A 21,648-nucleotide genomic window follows, 5' to 3' on the forward strand; every position below is an offset into this window, starting at 1 on the left:
TCCACGTTGAGATTTGGAGAGAGGCTGAAACTGTGACGTCACTGAGTGGTATTGGCGGGCCCCGGCCCAGGAAGTGAGTCGGATTGGTTGATGCGCAGGTCAATTGATCGTCGACGAGCTTGGATGGGTGCGTTGCCGAGCGTCACTTCCACGGCTGGGTGACACGTCGTGCGAGACCTCCAGCACTGTGCACCGCGCCGGTCTGCATCGCGCGGCAGGCGAATTCAAGGCTGTCGAAGTACTCGCGCCAGTGGACGATCTGTCCGTCGACGAATTCGATGATCCCCACAACGGGCGCTGACGCAATAGTGCTGCCGTCGGCGCGCCGCAGGTGGTCAATCCGCTCAACGAATACGGTGTGTCCGTTGACCGAGGTCCGCAGAATGTCGACGTCAATAGTTGTCAGGCTCAGGATGCGATGTGCGAGCCGCAGGAAGCGGCGCGCCGCGTGCGGCCCGGTCAGCGTCGGGATGGGGCGTTGAATCCACTGGCACCGGTCGGTGAGCAGATCGAAGGAGTCAAGCAGCTCGTCGAAGGACACCCCCCAGCTTGTGAAGAAGTCCGAGAGCGGTTGTGGCAATTGAGTATCAGCGAGTGTCGAGGTTCCGTCAGGCGTCGAAATCATGTCTGTCTCCCGTCGACTGGTGGTGCCGGAATGGCCTGACTACGGCATGGTGTACCCGCCGCTGACCGAGATCAGTTGGCCGGTGACTTGGCGCGAGGCCAACGGGGAGGCGAACCAGAGTACGGCGCGCGCCACGTCTTCGGCGGTTGTGAGCCTGCGCATCGGGGTGTCTTTGAGCATGAAGTCGATCTGCTTGTCGTTGAAGACGTTGTCTTGTCCCACGGACCACAGGCTGCTCTGCCCGACGGCATCAGGGCCGTCCGGTATCACCAGGCCTGGACATACGATATTCGAACGGATCCCGTGTCGGCCGTGCTCGCGAGCCGTGGTTCGGGCCAGTGCGACCATGGCTGCCTTCGACGCACCGTAGATGGCTTGGCGGATCTGCCCGAACGCGGCCTCACTGGCGATGAACACGATCGTGCCACCGCCGTTGTCCTTCATCGGACCAATTGCTGCTTGCGTAGCCGCGATGGCGCTGAAGAGATTGATCTCGATGGTGCGCTGCCACTTGACTCTGTCGGTATCGGTTGCGACAAAACCAGGCACGCTCCATCCGGCGTTGTTGACTAGCACGTCGACACCACCCCAACACTTAAGTGCACGCCCTATGGCGGAATCGGCGCCGTCGGGTGTGGTGAGGTCTGCGATCGATACCTCGACAGCCGCTGCACCCAGCTCGAGGGCTTCCTCGCGGACCTGGTTGGCCTGAGGTTCGTCAATGTCGTTCAACACAATTCGCGCGCCTTCGGAGGCGAATTCATGCACGATGCCTCGCCCGATGTTGGACGCTCCACCGGTCACGACCACGCGGGCGCCTGCCAGTCCTAGATCCATAACGGCCTTTCTGACTAAGTGGTTGAGACCACAGGTTTATTGGTTTAACCTAGATTAGAAATCTAGATTAAACGTATTTATCACTCGATGTGATGGGAGTTGCCGCCGATGACCCAGCCACTACTGGCCAACAAGGTTGCCGTGGTGACCGGCGCAGCTCAGGGCATTGGGCAGGAGATCGCACGGGCGCTGCATGACCAGGGCGCGCGAGTAGTGCTGGCTGATCTGGACGGTGACGCCGCGCAGCGGGCAGCTGCAGAGATCGACGGAGGTAAGGGAAACTGCTCGGGTGTCGCCTGCGATGTGACATCGGAGGAACAGGTGCGTGCCCTGGTTGAGGGGGCAGTGGGGGAGCACGGGCATCTCGATGTTTTCGTCAACAACGCGGGCATCACCCGAGATAAGTCGCTGAGAAAGATGAGCGTCGCAGATTTCGACGCGGTAATCACCGTGCACCTACGAGGAACTTGGTTGGGGGTTCGCGAGGCCTCCGCGGTGATGCGCGAACAGAAGTCCGGCAGCATCGTCAATATCTCGTCACTGTCAGGTAAGTCCGGCAACCCCGGCCAGACCAACTACAGCGCAGCCAAAGCCGGCATCGTTGGCTTGACGAAGGCGGCGGCCAAGGAAGTGGCTCACCACAACATTCGGATCAACGCCATACAGCCCGGTCTGATCCGCACCCCAATGACGGCGGCGATGTCACCAGAGGTTTTCGCCGAACGAGAAGCCGCAGTCCCCATGAAGCGTGCGGGCGAACCTGCTGAAGTAGCGGGCGCGGTGGTGTTCTTGGCCTCTGAGCTTTCCAGCTACATCACTGGCTCGGTTATCGAAGTCGGTGGCGGGAGGTACATGTGAGCAACGTTCACCATGAGATCGACGGAGCCATCGGGCGGATCACGTTGAATCGCCCCGACCGGATGAATGCGATCAGCGTTTCACTGGCCCGTCAACTTGGAGAAGCCGTCCGCGTTGTCGGTAATCACCGTGACGTACGGGTGGTGGTTATTCGTGGATCGGGCGGAAACTTCTGCGCGGGAGGGGATTTTGATGAGGTGCAGCGCCTGAAGGCCGAGGGCCCGACTGCTTTGCACTCGCTGTTCGCGGCCTTTCGCTGCGCGTGTCAGGCCGTCGAGAATGCCCGAGTGCCGGTGGTTGCCGCGGTTGAGGGGGTGGCCATGGCCGGGGGATTCGAGCTGATGCAGACCGCCGACATCGTGCTGGTCCGTGATGACGCGAAGATCGCTGACAATCACATCAACTTCGGCATGATCCCCGGAGGAGGCAGTTCCGCTCGTCTTCCCCGGATCGTGGGCAAGCAGTTGGCTATGGCGCTGTTGCTTTCGGGTGAGCGGCTGTCCGGGAATGACGCCGTTGCACGCGGCCTGGCGTACAGGTCTTTTCCGTCGGAGAGTTTCGACGAAGGGGTCGAGGCATTTCTTGTCAGGCTCGCGGGGCGCGATCCTTCCGCAGTAACGGCGATCAAGCAGCTGGTCAAAGAGGGACTGACCTATTCGATGAGCCGGGCACTGACCAACGAGACCGACGCCGTGGTCGAGCACATTTGCAGCCCGGTTGGCCACGACGGCGTCGCATCCTTTAAGAACAGAGAGGTTCGCGCATGACCACAACCGTTGAGGCAGCTGTCGTCAGTGAGGTCGATGCTGCGGGTATTGCCCGAATCCAGCTCAATCGCCCCGAAACATCGAACGGGCTCAACGTTGAAACGCTCAGAGCGCTTCATGAGGCAGTACTTGTGTGCCACGCGGATCCCGCCGTGCGGGTAGTGCTGCTGTCGGGGGCGGGCCGCAACTTCTGCGCTGGTGGCGATATCCATACGTTTGAATCAAAGGGCTCGGCGTTGCCTGACTATCTGAGGGAAGCCACAGCCTGGCTCCAGCTCGCTACGGCGGCTCTGATCCAACTGCGAGTCCCTGTGGTAACCGCTGTTCAAGGATTCGCGGCGGGCGGTGGGGGCCTTGGTCTTGTCTGTGCGTCGGACATCGTCGTGGCAGCCCGGTCGGCCAAGTTCTTCTCCGGAGCGGTCCGGGTGGGTATGGCGCCGGATGGAGGCTCATCGGTAACACTGACGCAGCTGGTGGGGCTTCGGCAGGCGTTGCGCATTCTGCTTACCAATCCGACCTTGGGGGCGGACGAAGCGGCGGACATGGGATTGATCACGGAGGTGGTCGAGGATGGGGCGTTGACTGCGCGCACCGAGGAACTCGCCGCCCAGCTGAGGGCACTTCCAGTGCAAGCACTCTCAGCCACCAAGCGGCTCGTCTGGGCGGGCCTTGGCGCATCGGTTGAGGCGCGTTTGGCGGAAGAGGCGCGGATCGTATCCGAGTTGTCGGGGACTGCCGATGCCCTGGAAGGGCTGCGCGCTGTAATCGAGCGTCGATCGCCGAGGTTTGGCTAATGAATGTCGTTACGCGTGATGAGGATGCGGTCCGTACTGTCACTCTGAACCGGCCGACAAGGCGCAACGCGATCGATATCCCCCTGCGCGTGGAACTCGCCGAGGCATTGGAAGCTGCCGATGCCGAGCCGGCGGTCCGTGTCATTGTGCTCACCGGCGCTGGAAGTGTCTTTTGTTCCGGCGGTGATATTTCCACCATGGAAGTGATGGAAGTACAGGCGGCCGCGCAACGGGCACAGATGGCGCAGAGGGTAATTCGTGCTATCTGGACTACGCCGAAGCCCGTGATAGCGGCCGTGGAAGGGGCCGCGTTCGGCGCGGGAACAGCGCTGGCCGCAGCCTGTGACCGTGTTGTCGCCGCGCGTGACGCCCGCTTTGCGGCAACGTTCACCAATGTGGGGCTCGCCGGTGACATGGGTGCATACGTCTCGCTGCCGCGCAGGATTGGTTTGGCACGTGCGCGTCAGATGCTGATGATCCCTGAACCAGTCAGTGCAACAACATCGTTCGAATGGGGTTTGGTGGATGCGTTGGCGGACTCTGGTGAGGCGCTAACGGTGGCGATGGAAGACGCTGGTCGCCTTGTCCAACGGCCGGCAAAGGCACTGGGCGTCATCAAGACCTTGCTTGCCGTAGCGCCCTCGCTCAGCCCATTCGACGTTCTCGACCAGGAAGCGGACTATCAGGCAAGGCTCTTCGGCAGTGAAGATTTCGCGGAGGGAGTCGCCGCCTTCCGTGAAGGGCGTAGTCCCGGATTCGGTCAACGACCAGGAGTTGTGTCATGACATCGATCGCCCCCCATACCCCGGGGACATCCAGCCGCTACGACCGGTTGATCAGGCCTGACAAGGTCCACGGGACGCTCTACACAGATCCGTCGATCTTCGCCGAGGAGCTTGAGAAGATCTGGTACCGAACATGGGTCTTTGTGGGGCACGAAAGCGAGGTGTCAGAACCCAATGACTATGTCCGGAAAAAGCTTGGGCCGCAGGACATCATCATGGCGCGCGACCGTGATGGTGAGATACGGCTATTGCTGAACAGGTGCGCACATCGTGGCAACCAGGTGTGTGACGACTATCAGGGCAACTCGAGCACTTTCCGTTGCCCATATCACGGGTGGACATTCCGCAACACCGGGGATTTGGTTGGCTTTCCTTACTTCAAGGGATATGGGGACCGCAAGCTTGACCTCGGTCTGGGGACGGTTCCGCGGGTGGACTCCTATGGGGGTTTTGTTTTCGGCAGCTTCGCTGCCGATGGCCCCAGCCTGATCGAGCATCTTGGTGCCGCGGCCGGTGAGATTGATCGGCTTACCCGCTTGTCGCCAGAAGGACGCGTCGAACTTACCGCGGGGTGGCTACAGCACCGTACGCATGCTAACTGGAAATTGCTGGCAGAGAATGAAACAGACGGATATCACCCGCAGTTTGTGCACGGGTCGATATTCGGAGTGACCGGCAGCACCATAGCCCCGCTGTACAGCGATTCGTCGACCGCGGTCACTCGCGACCTGGGTGGGGGGCACAGCGAGAACGATCTGCGGCCGGAGTTTCGTAAGTTCGGCCAGCCCATGCGGTGGTTCGGTACCAGTGAATCGCGGGTGCCCGACTATGTGGCGGCGATGCGGAAGCTGCACGGGAAGGACGCTGAGCAGATACTCATTGAGGGTGCGCCGCACGTGATGATCTTCCCCAACCTCTTCATCGCGGAGATTCAGGTGTTCAACATCCAGCCGGTCGCCGTCAATGAATGCGTGCAGTATTCGACAGCGGTTCAGCTTGCCGGTGCCCCGGAATTGAACCGGCGGATGGTGTCCCAGTGCATCGGCTCGGTGGGCCCCGCGGGCATGCTGCTTGCCGACGATACGGAAATGTACGAACGTAACCAGCACGGCATCGCCGCGCTGTCCCCGGAATGGCTCGATGTGCGACGCGGTTTGAATCGAGAGTCGGTGGACGCCGACGGTTTCACGATCGGTTCGGCGACAGACGAAACCGGCATGCGTGGGTTCTGGACCCACTACAAGTCCCTGATAACTAAGGATTAGCCGCCATGTCTATGTCGCTCGCCGTCTCTGCCGAGTTATTGCCCGTCCCGGACAGCTTGGACCGCTGCGAAGTGGAGCAGTTCCTGTACCGCGAAGCCCGCTACGCCGACGAGGCGGACTACGACGCGTGGGAGGCGCTATGGACCGATGACGCGCTGTACTGGGTGCCCGCTTCCACTGTCGACCCCCTTTTGCAGATGTCGATCATTTACGACAATCGCAGCCGCATCTCGACCAGGCTGAAACAAGCCCGAACAGGTCGGCGATACGCGCAGGCGCCACCCTCGCGTCTGCGGCGGCTGATATCGAACATCGAACTGCTGGGCATGCGCTCGAACTCTATGGGTGGGTCAGATTTGGAAATCGAAGCCAATTTCCTTGTGATGGAGGCGCGCCCACGCGGTACGCATCTGTGGGCCGGGCGCACGACCTATCGAGTCCGACGGGTCGACGAAGACTTGCGCTTGTCCTACAAGAAAGTGGTGCTGATCGACAACGATCAGCCGGTCCCGACTCTTGGCTTCCTGATCTGACGGAGTAATCAATGGGAATCGAATTCGACAGCAAGGGGCCGGTATCCATTCCCGGTATCGGTCCCGTCGTAGGCAGTGAGTTCGCCGAAGTGGCGGTGAGTGTCGATGGCTGCGGAAACTCACCGCGCCTACGGCTAGAGGACCTCAGGACCGGGCGTGTGCGGTTTCTCGATGCGCTTGAATTGGAGACGATCATCTGGCTTCCCGACTCGGGCTTGGACAGCTTACTCGACCCGTCGGCGCACAGATGGCGAGGAGAAGCATGAGACGCGCCGCAATCGTCTCACCTCTGCGCACCCCGGTGGGTGCCTTCGGAGGCAGCCTGCGGCCGCTGAGGGCCGAGGACCTTGCCGCGCACATCATCAAAGCAGTTGTCACATCGAGCGGTATCGATCCTGAGTTGATTGAGGATGTCGTCTTCGCCCAGTCTTACGCAAACTCCGAAGCGCCGTGCATCGGCAGGTGGGCCGCACTGCATGCCGGGCTACCTATCAGCGTGCCAGGATTGCAAACCGACCGTCGCTGCGGTGGGGGACTGCAGGCGCTGATCACGGCGGCAATGACCGTCCAGACCGGTGCTGCCGACGTTGTGCTCGCCGGCGGTGTCGAATCCATGAGCAATATCGAGTATTACACGACGTCTGCGCGATGGGGTTCGCGTGCGGGCAACCAGACTCTCTTCGACCGTCTGGAGCGTGGTCGTGAGCTTTCTCAACCGATTTGGCGTTTCGGTGCGATCAGCGGAATGATAGAGACCGCCGAGAATCTGGCCGCCGATTACGGTATCGAGAGGGACGCCGCCGATGACTTCGCGGCCCGCAGTCACCGGTGTGCCGCTACCGCCCAGGCCGCTGGTGTGTTCAATCGAGAAATTGTGCCCATCGAAGTGCCGCAGCACCGCGGTGATCCCATCCTTGTCGATGCCGATGAAGGCATTCGGCCGGATACCACCGCCGAAAGCCTGGCGAAACTTCGTACGATTTCACCGGAAGGCACTGTCACCGCGGGCAATTCGAGTCAGCAGAATGATGCGGCGGCCGCCTGCCTAGTTGTCGCGGAGGATCGTCTTGAGGCGCTTGGGCTGGAGCCCATGGGGTATCTCGAAGGATGGGCGGCGGTCGGCTGCGAACCTTCGCGCATGGGTATCGGCCCGGTGGGAGCTGCCGAAAAACTGCTCCGAAGAACCAAACTCACCTTCGATGACTTCGATCTGATCGAGATCAACGAAGCATTCGCCGTTCAAGTACTGGCTGTGCTGTCCGGGTGGGGGCTCAAGCTCGACGACGTCGAAGACCGCTTGAATGTGAATGGATCCGGTATCTCGCTCGGCCATCCGATAGGGGCTACCGGAGTGCGGATTCTTACGACGATGCTGCACGAGTTAGGTCGCCGCCGAGGAGGTCTCGCATTGGAGACGATGTGCATCGGAGGCGGTCAGGGCTTGGCTGCAGTATTCCGAGGAGTGTCATGAGCGTGGGCTTGCTTTCCTATGCGAGTTACCTGCCTCGTTATCGGTTGAGTGGTGTCGACATTGGATTGCGTCGGGGCGATCGCGTAATTGCCGCCTATGATGAGGATTCCACCACGATGGCGGTCGCGGCTGCGATGGCGGCACTGCCGCAAGGGGTAACACCCGCGGCGGTCTATTTCGCGACCAGCACACCGGCATACGCCGACAAGACAAATGCCACAGCCGTTCATGCGGCGTTAGGTCTGCCGGCCACCGCTTTTGTCGCCGATCTGTGTGGCACCGGACGCAGCGCTTTTGCCGCGTTGGCAGCGGCCGCAAGGGATGGCGGATTGGCTGTCGCGGCCGATGTGCGGGTCGGCAGGCCGGGTTCGGCCGACGAGAAGCTGGGCGGTGATGGCGCTGCGGCATTGCTGTTCGGCGTAGGCGACCCGATTGCGGAGTACCTTGCTTCGCATTCGGTTACCGAAGAGTTCCTGGATCGGTGGCGTGATCCGTACGCATCTGTCGGAGCGCAATGGGAGGAACGTTTTGGTTTCGAGCGATACGCCCCCCTGATCCGAGCAGCTGCAGAAGGTGCATTGGCTGCCGCCGGTGTCGGCGATGCCGATCACGTGGTGATCGCCTGCCCCAACACCGCGGTGATGAAGCGTGCGGCAACCCTGGTGAAGGGGCAGAAGTCCGTCGTCACCTCGCAGATCGGCTTCAGCGGTTCGTCCGATGCGCTTATCGGGTTGTGTGGCGCGCTCGACGTCGCACAACCGGGGGACACGATTTTGGTGCTGTCGGCAACCGACGGATGCGACGCGGTCGTGCTGCGGGCGACCGATCGCTTGCCCGCGACCCGCCAACCGGTGCCGTTGTCCGATCAGCGTGCCGATGGACTGGTGTTGCCATATTTGACGTACCTGTCCTCACGGAACCTAGTGGCGACGGAGCCGCCAAGACGTCCTGAGCCCGACCGCGCGGCGGCACCGCCTGCCGCGCGCAGCCGGGGGTGGAAGTTTGGCCTTTCTGGATCACGTTGTCGAGTATGTGGTTTCGCACATTTGCCACCAGTTCAGGTGTGCCGCGCGTGTGGTTCTTCGGATGAGATGAGCGCAGCACCCGCCGCGTATCTGAGTGGCACGGTGGTGACCTATACCGTGGACCGGCTGGCCTTCTCTCCATCACCGCCCATGGTGCAGGTGGTGATCGATGTCGACGGCGGCGGACGGTGCACCCTTGAGTTGGCCGATGCGCAGACCTCCGAGCTTGAAGTGGGCACCCGCGTGAACTTTGCTTTCCGGCGCCTTTTCACAGTTGGCGGTATTCATGACTACTTCTGGAAGGCAGTACAACATCGTGGCCAGTAAGGGAATCAGCGGCAAGGTGGCTGTTGTTGCTATGGGATGCAGCCACTTTGGCGAGAGGTGGGATGCCTCTACCGAAGATCTGATCTTGGAGGCATATCGCGAGTGCCTTGGCTCTGTGCAAGGGATCGCCAAGGATGACGTGGATGCGTATTGGCTGGGAACCCTGAGTTCCGGGCTGGGAGGGCTGCCGCTGAGCCGTGCCATCGGGAGTGATGATAAACCCGTCACCCGAGTCGAAAATTTCTGCGCAACGGGGTCCGAGGCTTTCCGCAACGCGTGCTACGCGGTGGCAGCGGGTGCGTACGACCTCGTAATGGCTGTTGGCGTGGAGAAGCTCAAAGATTCCGGCTATTCGGGGCTGCTCAGGCAAGACCCGCCCGGCGACGGGACGGCGCCGGAGATCTCGATGACCGCTCCGGCTGCCTTCTCGCTTCTCGATCCCGCCTATTGCGCGCGGCACGGAGTGCATCCCGATGAGATGCGGGCCGCCATGACGCATGTCGCGTGGAAGAACCATGACAATGGCACGAGAAATCCCAAGGCCCAGTTTCGCTCGCCAGTGGCGCGGGAAACCATCGATAAGGCCGCGAAAGTCGCCGGACGCCTGGGGGTCTTTGACTGCTCGGGGGTCTCCGACGGTGCCGCGTGTGCGTTGATCGTGCCCGCGGATCGAGCCCACGAATACACGGATACTCCCGTGTATGTCGAAGCGCTTTCTCTGGTATCCGGTTCCGCGCGCGGATCGATGGACCCGCACTACGACTTCACAACATTTCCCGAGGTGGTAAAAGCGGCCAAGGATGCCTACGCGCAGGCCGGCATTGACCGTCCCGCGGAACAGCTCTCGTTGGCCGAGGTACACGACTGCTTCACGCCCACAGAAATTGTCTTGATGGAGGACTTGGGCTTTTCTGATGCCGGCCATGCGTGGAAAGACGTTTTGGGTGGCGAGTTCGATGCGAACGGCAGATTGCCCGTGAACCCTGATGGCGGGCTCAAGTCGTTCGGCCACCCAGTAGGGGCTAGCGGTCTGAGGATGTTGTACGAAGTCTGGTTGCAGTTCCGTGGTGAAGCTGGAGCTCGGCAGTTGTCTGACCCGCACACGGCGCTCACCCACAACCTCGGTGGCCGTCCGGGCGGCTGCGTGTCCTTTGTTTCGGTGCTCTCCCGTACACCGGGACGCAATCGGTCCTAGAACAGCTGGCTGTTGTTGTGGCGCCGGTAATTTCGGCCAAATATGTTGCCCAGTTTTACTATTCAGAGGAGTTTAGGTGTCCGGAGTGCAGGATAGAGTCGTCATTGTCACCGGGGCCGGGGGTGGCCTGGGCCGGGCCTATGCACGGTTTCTGGCCGCTCATGGCGCGCTTGTAGTGGTGAATGACCTTGGTGGTGCCCGTAACGGGGTCGGGGCGGGCACCACCATGGCCGATGCCGTGGTCGAGGAGATTCGCAGCCAGGGCGGACAGGCTGTGGCCAACTATTCGTCGGTGGCTGAAGCCGAAGGTGCTCAAGCGATTATCGACACGGCGCTGTCGGAATTCGGTGCCGTGCACGCGGTGGTCAGTAATGCCGGAATCTTGCGTGACGGTGCATTCCACAAGATGACCGACGAGAACTGGGAGGCAGTTCTCAAGGTGCATCTCTACGGCGGCTACCACGTCATCAGAGCCGCTTGGCCGCACATGCGGGAACAGGGATTCGGCCGCATTGTTGTGGCGACCTCAACGAGCGGTTTGTATGGGAACTTTGGCCAGGCGAACTACGGCGCAGCCAAAGCAGGCTTGGTGGGTCTTATCAACACCTTGGCCATCGAAGGCGCTAAGTACGGCATCACCGCTAATGCGGTGGCGCCACTGGCGGCGACCCGCATGACCGAGGACATAGCGCCTCAAGAGCTCTTGGACAAGCTTGATCCTGCGCTCGTGGCGCCAGCGGTGGGCTATCTGTTATCAGATGAAAATCAGGACACAGCATCCGTTTTCGTCGTAGGTGGTGGACTGGTTCAACGAGTTGCGCAGTTCCAGAGCCCAGGAGTGACGTTTTCATCGCCGCCGGATCTCGCGGAGATCGCCGCGCAGTGGTCGACAATCAGCGATATGTCCGACGCGAAGCTCGGTACCAATCCAGTGTGATGAGGGAGCGCGGTAAATGAGTCTCCTTCCGTCAGCCCATGAGTGTCGGCTCACCGAGTCATATTGGTCGGCTGACCGCAGCGTGCCCCTCATCGCCTGCACGGTGGGAGATCTGCTCACCCTCAGGGCAGTCGAGGGCCCCAACCGGGAGGCGGTTGTCGGCATTCGCCATGACGATGGTGCTCTTACACGTCTCACCTATGGTGAGCTGCTTGACGAGGCATTGAGAGTCGCAACTGCTTTGACATGGCTGGTCGAACCCGGGGACTTCGTGGCACTGTGGGCGCCCAATGTAGTCGAGTGGACGATCATTCAGTACGGAGCGGCTTTGGCGGGCGTCGTCCTTGTCGCGTTGAACCCCGTCCTGCGCGAATCCGAGCTCGACTACGCCTTGCGACACTGCAAGGCCGCGCTGCTGCTGCACGCCGACACCCGTCGCGACTACAACATGGCCGAGGTTGCCACGCGTGTCTGCGCGGGTATTCCCGGAGTGCTCCGTGTTTCGCTCTCAGACAACGACAAGTGGCGATCGATGACTGCAGACCCTGAGGTGGTGCGGCGCGCACCAAAGAACTCGCAGCTTCCGGCCATGCTCCAATACACCTCCGGCACATCGGGGCGTCCGAAGGCTGTCCTGCTCACCCATCGGGCGTTGGTCAACGTCGCGAAGTTCACGATGGAAGCCGTTGGCGTGCAAGAGGGTGCGGTATGTGTGAATCCGTTGCCGCTGTTTCATACCGCGGGGTGTGTGATTGCTACGCTCGGCCCGCTGTGGCTGGGTGGAACTGCGGTGATCTGCGAGCGTTTCGAGCCCGCGGCGTTGCTGATGACACTTCGCGTTGAGAGTGCCGAGGTGCTGTTCTATGTGCCCGCAGTGCTTGATGCGCTGCTGATGCATCAGCGCGCCAGTGGGCATGAGCCACCCAGCCCGCGCATCATGTTAGGCGGCGCCTCGACAGTGTCCCCAGATCTCATAGACGGCGCAGCGTCGACGTTCAACGCCAATGTGGTCAACGTCTATGGGCAGACGGAGCTGGCCTCGGTGGTGACCGCAACGCGACCGACCGATGCTCGCCACGATCAGCTGTTCTCCGTCGGTCGTCCACTGCCCCATGTGGATTGCAAGATAGTCGACCCGGCCACTGGTGAGGTGCTCGCGGTGGATCAGGTGGGGGAGATTTGCGTGCGTGGGTATCAACAGCTTGTCGAGTATCTGCACGACCCCGCGGCCAGCGCGCGAGCACGCGACCCTGACGGGTTTGTCCGGACCGGCGACCTGGGGGCCATGGACGCTCGTGGATTCCTCACCGTTGTGGGCAGACTCAAAGAGCTGATCATTCGCGGTGGCGAGAATATCGCTCCGGCTGATATTGAAAGTGTTGTTAGCCAACATGATCGCGTTGCTGACGTGATTGCGGTGGGATTGCCGGACAAGCGCCTCGGTGAAATTGCCGTGGTGGCCTGTCGAGTGACCGACGGCCCGTTGAATGGTCTGAAGGACAGCCTTGTGGAGCATGCCCGTGCAAGCTTGTCTCCGTTCAAGGTCCCCCAACGGTGGTTTGTGGCAGAGAGTTTTCCGGTCACCCAGACGGGGAAAGTGCAACGGTTCGCAATACGTGATGCCATCGTGAACGGGGACCTGCCCGAATTATGACTATCGGCAACGATATTGATGTTCGACGGCAGGCTCTGCGCGATCGCTTCCCGATATGGCGTCCTTACACACTGTCGGACTGGCTTGATTCGTGTGTGACCGCTTTTGGGCAGAATCCATTCGTGATCACTGATGACGTGACCATGACCTACCGTGACGTCGCGGATCAGTCTTGTTGGCTCGCGGCAGGGCTGAGAACCCTGGGAGTATGCCCGGGCGACCGTGTGGGCATACTCATGGCCAACTATCCCGAGTTTGTCACGGTCAAGTTCGCGATAGCCCGAACGGGCGCCGTAGCGGTGCCGTTCAATTACCTGTATCGCACTGAGGAACTGGCCCATGTCCTTGCTGATTCAGGGTGCAGCGTCCTAGTGGCGATGACGGAGCACGGCGGGCTCGACTACCAGTCGATGCTCGACAGCATTGCGCCGGGCTGGGATGAGCCGGGATTCGCTGATCGGGCGCACGGTGACGGCGCAGCACCGGCCTTGCGTCACGTGGTGCTGTTGCGGACCGGACGTCCGTTGCGGCCGGGCACGATGTCGGTCTCGGATCTGACGTACCTCGAGTGCACCGATGACGATGTGCGGCCGTCGAGGCTCAATCCGCATGGGCCGGGGGACATGCTGTACACGTCAGGCACCACCGGTTCCCCGAAAGGTGTGCTGGTTTCCCATGACGGCGTGCTTCGCACCGCGTACGCGTCCGCACTGACCAGAGCCTACGAGGACGGCCGCCGGATTCTCTATTCGTTGCCGTGCTACCACATGTTCGGGTATGTCGAAGGCCTGCTGTCGGTGATGTACGTGGGGGGTGCGGTGGTGCTGCAGCCGACATTCAGTGCCGAAGGATACTTTCGAGGGATCGAGAAGCATTGCGCCACAGATATTCTCTGCGTTCCCACGATGGCGGTGGCGCTGCTGGAGAGCCCGAATCGGGCCAACTACGACCTCAGCACCTTGACTGCAATCCTGTGCGGCTCGGCTCCGGCGCCGGTATGGCTGTGGCAACAGATAGAGCGAGAACTTGGCGTGAGTGAGATCGTCACCGGATACGGAATGACCGAGTGCGGGGGCGCGATGACACTGACGCTGCCGGAGGATCCGCTTGAGTTGACCTCCGAGACGGTGGGACGTCCAAAACTGGCCGGTGCCGCCGGTATTGCCGGCACGGATGCTTTGACCACCTACCGCGTCGTGAGTCGGGACGATGGCGGTGCTGTTCCCTCCGGAGCCGAAGGCGAATTGGTGTCCACCGGGCCCACCACGATGCTGGGTTACTGGAATCAGGTGGGAGAAACTGAGCGCGCGATCCGGGAGGGGTGGCTGCATTCGGGCGACTTGGGGCGAATCCGCACCGACGGCTATCTGCAGCTGGCAGGCCGCAGTAAGGAGCTCTACAAAAGTGGTGGCGAGTTGGTCATGCCCAAGGAGATCGAGGACATGCTGGCCGGTCACGAGGGCATCAGCCAGGTGTTCGCCGTTGGTCTGCGTGATGACCGTTGGGGTGAGATCGGTTGTGTGGTGGTCGTGCCCACGCCCGGGTCGGTGATCACCGAAGAGGACGTGTTTGCGATATGTCGTGCCAGGCTGGCGCGTTTCAAGGTGCCTAAACGAGTGGTCTTCTGTCGCGCTGAGGATCTGCCGACAACGCCGACCGGGAAGGTCCAAAAGTACCGTCTCGTGGAAGTTCTCAGTGCAGCCAGCCCGAAACAAGTCACGCAGGCGTGAACACCTGTCCCTCATCGGTCTCGTGAGCGGTGAGGCTGCGTTGAGCTGCAAGCAGATCCAGATGCGCGAGCACTTCCAAGACTGCCGTCATGCGGTGGACCACGTCCAGCTCGTCGAGCGGTCTCCGCCGGCGGGTCCAGCGCATTCGCTTGGCTACTCCGTACGCGGATGATGGCTCGGCGCTGACAATCGTGGCTATGGATTCGAGCCGCTCACGATGATGATCCAGCAATTCCTGCGCCCGACTTCGTGTCCTGCCGGTGGTGGGCCCGTGTGCCGGAAGCATCTGTGCATCCGGAAGGTCAAGAAACAGCCTCAGCGACGACATGTATGACTGCAGCGGCATGGCTTCGGGGGCACGTTCAAAGGCGATCGAAGGTGTGATGCGCGGCAGTAGGTGGTCGCCGGTGAAGACGGCTGCTCCTGCACAATCCTGAAACACGGTGTGTCCGCGCGTATGCCCGGGCGTCGACCGCGCAAGGATGGTGGTGCTTCCACAATCGATCAGATCACCGTCGTCGATCCATCGATCCGGCGGCTCAAAGGGAACGCCCTCTTCGTAGGGTTCCCAACGTAGTGCCTCGATGTCCGCGGCCAGTCGGCTCGCGCCGGCGCGAACGAGCAGCGCGACTTGGTTCGGGTGAACGCCCTCCAGAGCAGTGAACGCCTCGATGCTGTGGCGCTCCTCTTGGCCCAGCATCAGCTCTATGCCAAACGTGTTGCGCCATTGGATGGCCAGGGAATAGTGGTCCCAGTGTTGATGGGTGACCAGGATCCTGCGCACGTCCGAAGGCGTGGCGCCCAGCATGCGCAGCGCTGCCAGCAGCACCGTCTCCGAAGGTTCATACGCCCACCCTGGGTCGATGAGGGTGATTCCGTCCGGTGCGGTGATGACATAGGCGTTGACGGCCCTGAGGCCGGGCAGCGGCAACGGCAGCGGAACTCTGCGCACGTGCTCGGAGACCTGGTGGGCAGCGTCGGTGTCTCCTGAGAGTGGCCGGGCTCCCATCGGCAGCCTCCCGTAGCCCTATGCGAAATTAAACTTAAAATAGAAAATTAGGTTAGCATGCCTAACTGGTGGTGCTTCAAGGCCTGTCTGAAGTATTGAAAATATGTTCAAAACGGAGTTTCCCCTCATCGCTGCTGGTTGGCGGCGAGGTCCTTACGTCGAGCTGAGGAGTCGTTTGCATGGAGGTCTTTCCCAGTATCAGTGAGTTCGAGGAGGCCGCTGGTCGTGAGCTCGGGCCGACGGGCTGGAAGCAGATCACACAGGACAGGGTCAATGGCTTTGCCGATGCGACCGATGACCAGCAATGGATACACGTCGACCCGGATCGCGCGGCGCAGGGGCCATTTGGGGGAACCATCGCGCACGGATTGCTGACCCTGTCGCTGCTGCCCACATTCATGCACGAGCTGTACCGCGTGGAAGGGGCATCCATGGCAATCAATTACGGGCTGAACAAGGTTCGTTTCATCACTCCGGTTCCGGTGGGTGGTCGACTCCGCGCCCGCTCACGTATCGAGCACGTGGCCCGTCTGGATTCTGCGGTGCAGGCAACCCTGGCCACCACCATCGAGATCGAAGGTGCGCCAAAGCCCGCCGCTGTGATCGAATCGATCGTGCGCTATGTCGGCTGAGCTGTCGCGCGAGACGAAGGTCGCGGTGGCTCGGGACCTTTACCGGACGTTGGCGGCCGGCGACCGTGAAGGACTGCAGGGGCTGCTGCATCCCGGCTTCACCGGTCATGCTGCGGAAGGTCTTCCGTTGAACATGGGCGGGGACCATGTCGGTATCGACGCCATGTGCGAAAATCTGTGGTGGCGCATCGGCAGGCACTTCAGTGCACGGGCGGTGCCGGGGGATTTTCAGCTGATGGACGACGGCCGACTCATGGTTGCGGGCACCTACCGTGGTTCGGCCCGAGGCAGCGGAAACCCCCTGGACGCGGCGTTCATCCACGTGCTGAAGTTCGCTTCTGACGAACGAATCATCGCTCTTCATCAGCTGACGGACACCGCGGCTTGGCGTGCGGCGTTGGATGGGCCAGATCGGCTGCAGACCATTGATTTTCAGGTTGACTCTGGCCTGGCGACGATGTGCCTGAATCGGCCCGATGCGCGGAACGCCATTGATCTGCGAATGGCGGAAGAGACGCTGGAGGTGGCGCGTCGAGTTGCCGCGGACAACAGCATTCGTGCCGTCCTCATCTGTGGCAACGGACCGGCTCTCACCGTGGGCGGGGATATCGCATATTTTCTCGACAACAGTGCGCAAGGTCTTGGAAATCTCTCCGCGAAGATGACGGCGCCATTCCATCAGGCGTTTGACATCTTGAGCCGCATCAACGCGCCGATTGTCACCGCAGCGCAGGGGGCGGTTGCCGGTGGGGGATTGGGGTACGTGTACGCGGCCGACATCGTGGTGGCGTCCGATGACGCCAGATTTGTGACGGCGTTCTCTGGAATCGGGCTCTCCGGCGATGGCGGTGGGACCTGGCATCTTCCGCGGCTGATCGGGCCTCGACGTGCCGCAGCGGCGTATATGCGTAACACACCCATCAGCGCGACGCAGGCCTACGAGTGGGGGCTGGTCAACGAGGTTGTCCCGGGAGACGACCTTCGGTCCCGTGCAACAGAATTGGCAATCGAGCTAGCCAACGGCCCCACGGTGGCCTATGGGGTCATGCGGTCTTTGTTGAGAGACAGCTGGCGTAATGACCTGCCCACTCAGCTGGCGGCAGAGACGCGCGGGGTCAGACTCACCGGAGACAGCAGGGACGCGGTGAGTGCCATGCAGGCTTTTGTCAACAAGACCATCCCTACATTTGGAGGGCAGTAGACCCATGACTAGCCTCATCCAAGACGGCGACGAGCACCGCGCCATACGGGAGAGCGTCGCTGGAATCGTCAATCGTTATGGCGCGCAGTACTTCATACAGCGTAGCCACAGTGGTGAAGGCATCGAGGAGCTGTGGAAGGATCTCGGTGCTGCGGGGCTGCTGGGCGTCCATCTGCCTGAAGAATATGGCGGCGGGGGCGGCGGCATGAGGGAGGCCGTCGTTGTTGTTGAGGAGCTGGCAGCTCATGGGTTCCCGCTCCTCATCTGGGTCATATCGCCGGCGATTTGCGGAAACATCCTGCTGCACCATGCATCTGAAGAAATGAAACAACGGTGGCTCCCGGATATAGCGGCAGGCAGCCGCAAGATGGCCTTCGGGCTGACCGAACCCGATGCCGGGTCTAACAGCCACAATGTCAAGACAGTGGCGCGCAAGACCAGCAGTGGCTGGGCACTGACCGGCTCGAAGTACTACATATCCGCGGTCGATCAGTGCGACGCGATCTTGGTTGTTGCGCGCGATGGCGACCTCTCCACACCAGATGCACCTCGACTGTCGCTGTTTGTGGTGCCCACAGACTCTCGTGGGCTGACATACCAGAAGATCGAAACGTCCATCGTCTCACCCGACAAGCAGTTCACGGTCTTCTTGGACGAGGTCGAGCTGGGCGACGACGCCTTGATTGGACAGGCTGGCAACGGATTGCGGCAGGTGTTCGATGGGCTGAACCCCGAACGTATCCTGGTGGGCGCAATCTGCGGTGGGATAGGCCGTTACGCGATAGACAGAGCATCCGATTACGCGCGCCAGCGCGTGGTGTGGTCCACACCCATCGGCGCGCACCAGGGCGTCGCACATCCCCTGGCCGAGTCACACATCGCCGTCGAGCTTGGCCGTCTGGCCACTGCACACAGTGCCGAGCTGTTCGACACGGGTCTGTCAGCCGGAGAGGCGGCCAACATTGCCAAGTTCGCCGCGTCGGAGGCGGCGCTCGTGGCACTCGACCAAGCCATCCAGACGCACGGCGGCAACGGGCTGTCCCACGAGTACGGCCTATCGGAATTGTGGTTCGTCACAAGGCTTATGCGCACCGCACCGGTGAGCCGGGAGATGGTCCTGAATTACGTGGCCCAGACGTCGCTGGGCTTGCCTCGTTCTTACTGAGTACCCCACAAGACATCAGGAAGAGGATCGATATGGTGACTGAACAGGATTTCGATGCAGTCGTGATTGGCGCGGGAGCGGGCGGCTTGTTCACCGCGGCGCGCTTGACGCGGCAGGGGTATCGCACACTTGTCATCGAGCGACTCGACAAAGTGGGTGGCCGCGCATCCACGGACGAGGTTGACGGCTTCAAAGTCAACAACGGTGCAATCGTCGTCGAGGTCGGCGGGATCACCGAACAGACCTGTCGTGAGGTTGGTGCGCGGTTCGACATCCGTGAGCCTAAGCCCCCAATTCTTTACCGGATCGGTGGTAAGGATGTCGACGTCACGGGAGGCGGGTGGGGCTTTCTGCTGAGCAGGCTCACCCGGCAAGGAGCCAAGTTGGTCAAGGGAATTGGTGCGGCACGCAACGATTCAGGGTTGCCGGAGGACGAGATTTCCACGGCCGAATGGGTGTCGAAGTACACGAAGAACGAGGGTGTGCACGGAGTATTCCGCAACATGTGCGCGTCGGTCTTCGCCGTGGGATCTGAGGACCTGCCCGCGCGTGTCTTCCTCACCTACTTCACTCGCAAGAGTGCTTTCAAACGGTTTGGGTTCCACCCCGAGGGCACGATCGGACTGTGGCGATCCCTCGCCGAGGTCGTGGAGGAGGGCGGTGGCCAAATATGGCTTTCTGCAGCGGTGGACAAGATCCTCGTGGAGGGCGATGCCGTGACCGGTGTCGAAGCCACGCGTGACGGTGGCACCGTTCGCATCAACAGTCCGTTGGTGATCAGTGATGTCGGGCCGGCCGCGACGGTGTCCCTGCTTGGCGAGGAGACCGTGCCTGCCGAGTATCAGGCTCTGGTCAAGAACGCCGACCGGCCGACCTCGATGATCTCGGTGAATTTCGCAAGTCGTGACCGTCTCGTCGATGTGCCCGGGATGCTCAGCTTCGCGCAGTCACGCCGGTTGGCCTACATCGCCAATTTCACCGATCTCTGTCCGGAGATGGCTCCCCAGGGGTGGCATCTGTACGTCGGCACGGCAGTCCCCAAACCTTCGATTGGAGGTTTCGATGAGGCGACGGAGACGGGCTACCTGTTAGACGATCTGCGCGACAACATCAGAGACTTCGACACGCGCGCACGTATTCTCAACATTGCGATCACACGCGATGACTGGCCTCCGCAGCGTGCTGTCGCAGGGTTCGACCTCTCACACGAGACCCCATTCCGGGGGCTGTGGAATGTGGGAGACGGTGTCAAGGAGTACGCCAACGGAGGCACGACCGCGTGTGCTGAGACGGCTAAGCTTGTGGTGGACAAGATCGTCTCGAGAACCGCGTCGTGATGAAGGGCGTCAGGCGTCGACTGGACTGGGCCCGCAGTCTGCTGTTCGTGCCTGGAGATCGGCCTGAGCGCTATGCAAAGGCGTCCGGCAGTGGTGCCGACGCGATAGTGATCGATCTTGAGGACGCGGTGGCTCCACACGCGAAAGATGTTGCACGCGAGGCGGCTAAAGGCTGGCTTGCCGCCGGCGAATACGCGATTGTGCGCGTCAATGGCAGCGATACCCGGTGGCATACGGAGGATATTTCCTTGGTTGCTGCCTACGGATGTCCGGTGATGCTGCCCAAGGCGCGAGGCTCGTCACATATCTCCACAGTGTCAGCCCAGCTTCCGCCCGGGACCGAGTTGATCGCACTCATCGAGACGGCGGCGGGAGTGTTGGCCGCTCCAGAGATATGCGCGACAGCCGGTGTGGCGAGGGTGGCATTCGGCAGCATCGATCTCGCGGCCGAGCTCGGGATCAGTCCCGAAGCGCATGAATCATTGGCGTACGCGCGAAGCGCGCTCGTGATGTCGGCGGCAGCTGCTAGACAGGCGCCCCCTCTCGATGGCGTCACCACCGCCCTGAACGATGAGGCACTGCTGGTTTCCGATGCGGCCCGAGCGGCTCGGTGGGGGTTCGGCGGAAAGCTGTGCATCCATCCACGCCAGGTTTCCGCTGTGAACCGACAGTTCAGCCCGTCTTCGGAGGACCTGACTTGGGCTTGTCGCGTGATGGAGGCATCAGCCGACGGTGCGTCTGTCGTTGATGGCCATATGGTTGACAAACCCGTCATCGAACGCGCAGTGCGAGTACTGGAAAAACATTCGGCCTGCGGCAGGTAACAGATGATATTTAAGTCAAAGTTAGATTCTCCGGGGCAGCGCCGAACGCGCCTGGGTGAAGAGCGGATGAGCAAACGGTCACCTGTTGTGGCGCCCAGTGCCCACGGTTAGTTCCGACAAGATGCAGGAAGTCGGTCGTCACACCCCGCTATCCATAAGTTGACTTATGGATAGCGGGGTGTGACGATGCTCATAGCGGGACGGGGCTGTGATGAATGTTCAGGCCGCGGACTCGTTGTAGTTTTGAACAGAAAATAAATTAAGGAGCATGATGGGGTTCAGTGACTCGGCCGAGGTTGCCCGATACATCGGTGGGATCTTCGAGACCGCTTTTGACGATCCCGAGATTGGGCCCAAGCTGGTCGGAACGGGGCTGGTTGTGGCGTTCGATTTCACGGAGCCCGATGCGGTGGTGGTGATTGATATGGCTAACAAATCTGTACGAGAAGGGCTTGACGGCGGATCGGCGCCCAGCGCGACGATGTCTATGACCGCTGATCTCGGTAGTGCCTACTGGCAAGGCAAGGTCAATCTCCCGCTGGCGATGGCTAAGAAGAAGATCAAGGTCGAGGGTAATGTCGCCAGCCTTCTCAAACTGGCGCCGCTCGGCAAGAAGCTTTATCCCTCTTATATCGAGCGTCTCAAGGCCGACGGTCGCGACGACCTCTTGGTGTAGT

General features: G+C 61.3%; 22 protein-coding genes. 19 read left to right on the forward strand and 3 right to left on the reverse strand.

Annotated features, from left to right (window positions below):
• Positions 1-142: 142 nt before the first annotated feature.
• Both B4393_RS09370 and B4393_RS09375 read right to left on the reverse strand, forming a co-directional pair.
• Entirely contained in the window at positions 143-625 is a 483-nt protein-coding gene (locus B4393_RS09370; RefSeq protein ID WP_078333870.1) for a limonene-1,2-epoxide hydrolase family protein, read from the reverse strand.
• A gap of 39 nt (positions 626-664) precedes the next feature.
• On the reverse strand, positions 665-1,462 hold the full coding sequence (locus tag B4393_RS09375) for an SDR family NAD(P)-dependent oxidoreductase (RefSeq protein WP_078333871.1): 798 nt from the start codon (positions 1,460-1,462) through the stop codon (positions 665-667).
• Positions 1,463-1,570: 108 nt separating this feature from the next.
• Between B4393_RS09375 and fabG the strand changes: the two genes are divergently transcribed.
• The 13 genes from fabG to B4393_RS09440 all read left to right on the forward strand — a co-directional run bounded on the left by fabG (position 1,571) and on the right by B4393_RS09440 (position 14,803).
• Positions 1,571-2,320 (forward strand): 3-oxoacyl-ACP reductase FabG, encoded by a 750-nt coding sequence (gene fabG / locus B4393_RS09380; protein ID WP_078333872.1) that lies wholly within the window; start codon positions 1,571-1,573, stop codon positions 2,318-2,320.
• Positions 2,317-3,087, forward strand: a complete 771-nt coding sequence (locus tag B4393_RS09385) for an enoyl-CoA hydratase/isomerase family protein (protein WP_078333873.1) — start codon at positions 2,317-2,319, stop codon at positions 3,085-3,087. Before fabG ends, B4393_RS09385 begins: the two co-directional genes overlap by 4 nt.
• A complete protein-coding gene (locus B4393_RS09390) occupies positions 3,084-3,881 on the forward strand; it encodes an enoyl-CoA hydratase/isomerase family protein (protein WP_078333874.1) in 798 nt (265 codons plus the stop codon). The genes B4393_RS09385 and B4393_RS09390 overlap by 4 nt, the downstream gene beginning before the upstream one ends.
• Positions 3,881-4,666 (forward strand): enoyl-CoA hydratase/isomerase family protein, encoded by a 786-nt coding sequence (locus tag B4393_RS09395; RefSeq protein ID WP_078333875.1) that lies wholly within the window; start codon positions 3,881-3,883, stop codon positions 4,664-4,666. The genes B4393_RS09390 and B4393_RS09395 overlap by 1 nt, the downstream gene beginning before the upstream one ends.
• Positions 4,663-5,931: an aromatic ring-hydroxylating oxygenase subunit alpha gene (locus tag B4393_RS09400; protein ID WP_078333876.1), complete on the forward strand. Its 1,269-nt coding sequence runs from the start codon at positions 4,663-4,665 to the stop codon at positions 5,929-5,931. The genes B4393_RS09395 and B4393_RS09400 overlap by 4 nt, the downstream gene beginning before the upstream one ends.
• Positions 5,932-5,936: 5 nt before the next feature.
• Positions 5,937-6,464 (forward strand): aromatic-ring-hydroxylating dioxygenase subunit beta, encoded by a 528-nt coding sequence (locus tag B4393_RS09405; protein WP_078333877.1) that lies wholly within the window; start codon positions 5,937-5,939, stop codon positions 6,462-6,464.
• Between the two features lie 11 nt (positions 6,465-6,475).
• Positions 6,476-6,730: a hypothetical protein gene (locus B4393_RS09410; RefSeq protein WP_078333878.1), complete on the forward strand. Its 255-nt coding sequence runs from the start codon at positions 6,476-6,478 to the stop codon at positions 6,728-6,730.
• Entirely contained in the window at positions 6,727-7,935 is a 1,209-nt protein-coding gene (locus B4393_RS09415) for an acetyl-CoA C-acetyltransferase (RefSeq protein ID WP_078333879.1), read from the forward strand. Before B4393_RS09410 ends, B4393_RS09415 begins: the two co-directional genes overlap by 4 nt.
• Positions 7,932-9,287, forward strand: coding sequence for an OB-fold domain-containing protein (locus B4393_RS09420; protein ID WP_078333880.1), 1,356 nt, complete (start codon positions 7,932-7,934; stop codon positions 9,285-9,287). Before B4393_RS09415 ends, B4393_RS09420 begins: the two co-directional genes overlap by 4 nt.
• Positions 9,277-10,482: an acetyl-CoA acetyltransferase gene (locus tag B4393_RS09425; protein WP_078333881.1), complete on the forward strand. Its 1,206-nt coding sequence runs from the start codon at positions 9,277-9,279 to the stop codon at positions 10,480-10,482. The genes B4393_RS09420 and B4393_RS09425 overlap by 11 nt, the downstream gene beginning before the upstream one ends.
• Before the next feature lie 76 nt (positions 10,483-10,558).
• Entirely contained in the window at positions 10,559-11,419 is an 861-nt protein-coding gene (locus B4393_RS09430) for an SDR family oxidoreductase (protein WP_078333882.1), read from the forward strand.
• Positions 11,420-11,435: 16 nt separating this feature from the next.
• On the forward strand, positions 11,436-13,073 hold the full coding sequence (locus B4393_RS09435; protein ID WP_078333883.1) for a class I adenylate-forming enzyme family protein: 1,638 nt from the start codon (positions 11,436-11,438) through the stop codon (positions 13,071-13,073).
• Complete coding sequence (locus B4393_RS09440; RefSeq protein ID WP_109558266.1) at positions 13,070-14,803, forward strand: class I adenylate-forming enzyme family protein; 1,734 nt, start codon at positions 13,070-13,072, stop codon at positions 14,801-14,803. Before B4393_RS09435 ends, B4393_RS09440 begins: the two co-directional genes overlap by 4 nt.
• On the opposite strand, the gene B4393_RS09445 is transcribed toward B4393_RS09440, so the two are convergent.
• Positions 14,790-15,812, reverse strand: a complete 1,023-nt coding sequence (locus B4393_RS09445; protein ID WP_078333884.1) for an MBL fold metallo-hydrolase — start codon at positions 15,810-15,812, stop codon at positions 14,790-14,792. The genes B4393_RS09440 and B4393_RS09445 overlap by 14 nt on opposite strands.
• A gap of 179 nt (positions 15,813-15,991) precedes the next feature.
• On the opposite strand from B4393_RS09445, the gene B4393_RS09450 reads away from it, so the two are divergent.
• From B4393_RS09450 to B4393_RS09475, 6 genes are all read left to right on the forward strand, one after another.
• The gene (locus tag B4393_RS09450) at positions 15,992-16,444 is read left to right on the forward strand and encodes a MaoC family dehydratase (RefSeq protein WP_078333885.1); all 453 of its coding nucleotides are present in this window, start codon (positions 15,992-15,994) and stop codon (positions 16,442-16,444) included.
• Positions 16,434-17,645 carry an enoyl-CoA hydratase-related protein gene (locus tag B4393_RS09455; RefSeq protein ID WP_078333886.1) on the forward strand — a complete coding sequence of 404 codons (1,212 nt, stop codon included), beginning with the start codon at positions 16,434-16,436 and terminating at the stop codon, positions 17,643-17,645. Before B4393_RS09450 ends, B4393_RS09455 begins: the two co-directional genes overlap by 11 nt.
• Before the next feature lie 4 nt (positions 17,646-17,649).
• On the forward strand, positions 17,650-18,810 hold the full coding sequence (locus B4393_RS09460; protein ID WP_078333887.1) for an acyl-CoA dehydrogenase family protein: 1,161 nt from the start codon (positions 17,650-17,652) through the stop codon (positions 18,808-18,810).
• A 35-nt stretch (positions 18,811-18,845) separates the two neighbouring features.
• Positions 18,846-20,147, forward strand: coding sequence for a phytoene desaturase family protein (locus B4393_RS09465; protein WP_078334004.1), 1,302 nt, complete (start codon positions 18,846-18,848; stop codon positions 20,145-20,147).
• Positions 20,147-20,971, forward strand: coding sequence for an HpcH/HpaI aldolase/citrate lyase family protein (locus tag B4393_RS09470; protein ID WP_078333888.1), 825 nt, complete (start codon positions 20,147-20,149; stop codon positions 20,969-20,971). Before B4393_RS09465 ends, B4393_RS09470 begins: the two co-directional genes overlap by 1 nt.
• Positions 20,972-21,242: 271 nt before the next feature.
• Positions 21,243-21,647, forward strand: coding sequence for an SCP2 sterol-binding domain-containing protein (locus B4393_RS09475; protein ID WP_078334005.1), 405 nt, complete (start codon positions 21,243-21,245; stop codon positions 21,645-21,647).
• The last annotated feature ends 1 nt before the right edge of the window (position 21,648 follow it).

It is taken from the genome of Mycobacteroides franklinii, from assembly GCF_002013895.1.
Lineage (GTDB): Bacteria > Actinomycetota > Actinomycetes > Mycobacteriales > Mycobacteriaceae > Mycobacterium > Mycobacterium franklinii.

What these genes read in the sequence shown, in the direction of transcription:
- B4393_RS09370 (WP_078333870.1), bottom strand. Translation starts at nt 625, where the DNA reads ATGATTTCGACGCCTGACGGAACCTCGACACTCGCTGATACTCAATTG.
- B4393_RS09375 (WP_078333871.1), bottom strand. Translation starts at nt 1,462, where the DNA reads ATGGATCTAGGACTGGCAGGCGCCCGCGTGGTCGTGACCGGTGGAGCG.
- fabG (WP_078333872.1), top strand. Translation starts at nt 1,571, where the DNA reads ATGACCCAGCCACTACTGGCCAACAAGGTTGCCGTGGTGACCGGCGCA.
- B4393_RS09390 (WP_078333874.1), top strand. Translation starts at nt 3,084, where the DNA reads ATGACCACAACCGTTGAGGCAGCTGTCGTCAGTGAGGTCGATGCTGCG.
- B4393_RS09395 (WP_078333875.1), top strand. Translation starts at nt 3,881, where the DNA reads ATGAATGTCGTTACGCGTGATGAGGATGCGGTCCGTACTGTCACTCTG.
- B4393_RS09400 (WP_078333876.1), top strand. Translation starts at nt 4,663, where the DNA reads ATGACATCGATCGCCCCCCATACCCCGGGGACATCCAGCCGCTACGAC.
- B4393_RS09405 (WP_078333877.1), top strand. Translation starts at nt 5,937, where the DNA reads ATGTCTATGTCGCTCGCCGTCTCTGCCGAGTTATTGCCCGTCCCGGAC.
- B4393_RS09410 (WP_078333878.1), top strand. Translation starts at nt 6,476, where the DNA reads ATGGGAATCGAATTCGACAGCAAGGGGCCGGTATCCATTCCCGGTATC.
- B4393_RS09415 (WP_078333879.1), top strand. Translation starts at nt 6,727, where the DNA reads ATGAGACGCGCCGCAATCGTCTCACCTCTGCGCACCCCGGTGGGTGCC.
- B4393_RS09420 (WP_078333880.1), top strand. Translation starts at nt 7,932, where the DNA reads ATGAGCGTGGGCTTGCTTTCCTATGCGAGTTACCTGCCTCGTTATCGG.
- B4393_RS09435 (WP_078333883.1), top strand. Translation starts at nt 11,436, where the DNA reads ATGAGTCTCCTTCCGTCAGCCCATGAGTGTCGGCTCACCGAGTCATAT.
- B4393_RS09440 (WP_109558266.1), top strand. Translation starts at nt 13,070, where the DNA reads ATGACTATCGGCAACGATATTGATGTTCGACGGCAGGCTCTGCGCGAT.
- B4393_RS09445 (WP_078333884.1), bottom strand. Translation starts at nt 15,812, where the DNA reads ATGGGAGCCCGGCCACTCTCAGGAGACACCGACGCTGCCCACCAGGTC.
- B4393_RS09450 (WP_078333885.1), top strand. Translation starts at nt 15,992, where the DNA reads ATGGAGGTCTTTCCCAGTATCAGTGAGTTCGAGGAGGCCGCTGGTCGT.
- B4393_RS09455 (WP_078333886.1), top strand. Translation starts at nt 16,434, where the DNA reads ATGTCGGCTGAGCTGTCGCGCGAGACGAAGGTCGCGGTGGCTCGGGAC.
- B4393_RS09460 (WP_078333887.1), top strand. Translation starts at nt 17,650, where the DNA reads ATGACTAGCCTCATCCAAGACGGCGACGAGCACCGCGCCATACGGGAG.
- B4393_RS09470 (WP_078333888.1), top strand. Translation starts at nt 20,147, where the DNA reads ATGAAGGGCGTCAGGCGTCGACTGGACTGGGCCCGCAGTCTGCTGTTC.
- B4393_RS09475 (WP_078334005.1), top strand. Translation starts at nt 21,243, where the DNA reads ATGGGGTTCAGTGACTCGGCCGAGGTTGCCCGATACATCGGTGGGATC.